The 2,779-nt window shown below is 76.0% G+C and carries 3 protein-coding genes and 1 pseudogene; all 4 read left to right on the forward strand.

All coding sequences use genetic code 11. From position 1 onward, the window contains the following. Positions 1-870: condensation domain-containing protein (locus BJF79_RS36285; protein ID WP_262403078.1), on the forward strand; the 870-nt coding region annotated here is incomplete at its 5' end. Between the two features lie 43 nt (positions 871-913). Continuing rightward, a pseudogene (locus tag BJF79_RS67720) lies at positions 914-1,354 on the forward strand (condensation domain-containing protein); the annotation flags it as partial. 8 nt (positions 1,355-1,362) lie between these two features. Continuing rightward, positions 1,363-2,379, forward strand: coding sequence for a condensation domain-containing protein (locus tag BJF79_RS52030; protein WP_083734510.1), 1,017 nt, complete (start codon positions 1,363-1,365; stop codon positions 2,377-2,379). Next, positions 2,343-2,779: AMP-binding protein (locus BJF79_RS36305; RefSeq protein WP_262403080.1), on the forward strand; the 437-nt coding region annotated here is incomplete at its 3' end. The genes BJF79_RS52030 and BJF79_RS36305, both read left to right, overlap by 37 nt.

Consider the following 2,779-nt stretch of genomic DNA (forward strand, 5'->3'; position numbering starts at 1 on the left):
ACCCGGCCCGCGACACCGTCGCCGCCGGGCTGCGCGCCGCGGTCCGCGACCGTCACCGGCGGGACGGCCGCCGCGCTCCTCGACCGCGTGCCCGCCGCGTTCCACGCCACCATCGACGACGTCCTCCTCGCGGGCCTCGTCGCGGCCGTCGCCGAATGGCGCCGCGCCCGCGGCGGCGTCCTCGGCCGGGGCCTGCCGATCGGCGTCGAGGGACACGGCCGCGAACCCCTCGCCCCCGGCATGGACGTGTCCCGCACCGTCGGCTGGTTCACCGCCGCCCACCCCGTCCGGCTCGACCCCGGCGCCGTCGACCCCGCCGAAGTCCGCTCCGGCGGGCTCGCCGCGGGCGTCCTGCTCAAACGCGTCAAGGAACGGCTGCGGGCCGTCCCCGGCGACGGCCTCGGCCACGGCATGCTGCGCCGCCTCAACCCGGCGACCGCCCCCGCGCTCGCCGCGCTGCCCGTCCCGCAGATCGGCTTCACCAACCTCGGCCGCTTCACCGCGACCGCGTCCGCGTCCGGGACCGCCGAACCGGGGCCCTGGCACGGGGAACTCCTCGACGGCGGCGCCGACCCCGGCACCGCCGTCGCGCTCGCCCTCGACGCCACCGCAGCCGCCCACGACCTGCCCGCCGGACCCCGGCTCGCGCTCACCCTCGTCGCCCCGGCGGGCGTGCTCGGCCGCACCGACCTGGACGCCCTCGCCGCCGGCTGGGCGGCGATGCTGCACGGCCTCGCCGCCCACGCCGCCGACCCCCGCAGCGGCGGCCACACCCCCTCGGACTTCCCGCTCGCCCAGATCAGCCAGGACGAACTCGACGAGTTCGCCGCGATCGCCGACGAGTTCGAAGGCCGCGGACTGACCACCTGACGACCACCCGGCGCCCGCCGCCGACCGCCCGGAGGACACACCGGTGAACAACTCAGCGCTCGCCGAGGTCTGGCCGCTGTCGCCCCTGCAGGAGGGGCTGCTGTTCCACGCCCGCTACGACGAGCGCGCCCGCGACGTCTACGTCGGGCAGCACGCCGTCCACCTGGACGGACCCGTGGACGCCGCGGTGCTGCGCGCGTCCTGGGAGGCGCTGCTGCACCGGCACGCCGCCCTGCGCGCCGGGTTCCGGCGCCGCCGCTCCGGCGCGCCCGTCCAGCTCATCGTCCGCGCTCCCGCCCTCCCCTGGCGGGAAGCCGACCTGTCGCACCTTCCGCCCGCCGAAGCGGAGGCCGCGGCGGCGCGCATCGCCGCCGCCGAACGCGACCGCGGCTTCGACGTGTCCGCCCCGCCGCTGCTGCGCCCCACCCTGATCCGGCTCGCCGGGAACCGCCACCGGATGCTCGTCACGATGCACCACATCGTGCTGGACGGCTGGTCGCTGCCGATCATGTTCGACGAACTGTCCCGGGTGTACGCGGCGGGCGGCGACGCGTCCGCCTCCCGCCCGTCGCCCCCTACCGCGACTACCTCGCCTGGCTGTCCCGCCAGGACCGCGCCGCCGCCCGCACCGCCTGGGCGGACGCCCTCGCCGGGCTCGACGAACCGACCCTGCTCGCCCCCGGCGGCACCGCCGACGACCCCGTCCTGCCCGAGCACGTCACCGTCCGGACCGGCGCGGCGGCCGCCGCCCGCCTCCGCGACACCGCCCGCACCCTCGGCGTCACCCCGAACACCGTCGTCCAGGCCGCGTGGGGACTGCTGCTCGGCACCCTCACCGGCCGGACCGACGTCGTGTTCGGCGCCACCGCAGCCGGGCGCCCCGCAGACCTTCCGGGCGTCGAGCGGATGCTCGGCCTGTTCATCAACACGCTCCCGGTCCGCGTCGCCCTCGACCCGGCCGCCACCGTCGCCGCCACCCTCACCGCGCTGCAGGACCGCCAGTCGGCACTGCTCGCCCACCAGCACCTCGGCCTCGCCGAAGTCCAGCGCGCCGCCGGACCGGCCGCCGCCTTCGACACCCTCATCGTCTACGAGAGCTTCCCGGGCGACCCGTCCGCCGCCCGCGTCCCCGGCGGCCTGCACATCACCGAGGTCGGCGGCGACGACGCGTCCCACTACCCCCTCACGCTGGTCGTCAGCCCCGGCGACGACGATCTCGAACTGCGCCTCGACCACCGCCCCGGCCTCTTCGACGGCCCGTCGGCACGGGCGCTGCTGGACCGGCTGGTGCGGATCCTGCACCGCTTCGCCGCCGCACCGGACGCGCGCATCGCCGAGGTCGATGTGCTGTCGGAGGACGAGCGGCGGCTCGTGGTGGGGGAGTGGAACGACACGGCGCGGGCGGTCCCGGATGCGTCGATCGCCGGGTCTTCGAGGAGCGGGCCGCCCGGACGCCGGACGCGGTTGCGGTGGTGTCGGAGGGCGTTTCGTGGTCGTATGCGGAGTTGAACGCGCGGGCGAACGGTGTGGCGTACGCGCTTGCCGGACGGGGTTCGCTGGTCGGGGTGCGGATGCGGCGGTCGGCGGAGCTGGTCGCGGTGTTGCTGGGGGTGTTGAAGGCGGGTGCGGCGTACGTCCCGTTGGACGTGTCGCATCCGGAGGAGCGGATCGCGGCGGTGATGGCCGAGGCCGGGGTTTCGGTCGTCGTCACCGACGAGGACGTGTTCGAGCCGGTCGAGGAGAACCCGGCGGTACGGGTCTCGTCGGACGATCTCGCGTACGTCATGTATACGTCGGGTTCGTCGGGTGTGCCGAAGGGTGTGGCGGTCACGCACGGGAACGTTGTGGCGTTCTGCCTGGACGAAGCGTGGCGCGAGGACGTCGTCTTGGTGCAGGCGAACCACGCGTT

The sequence above is a fragment of the Actinomadura sp. CNU-125 genome, from assembly GCF_001942465.1.
Taxonomy (GTDB): domain Bacteria; phylum Actinomycetota; class Actinomycetes; order Streptosporangiales; family Streptosporangiaceae; genus Spirillospora.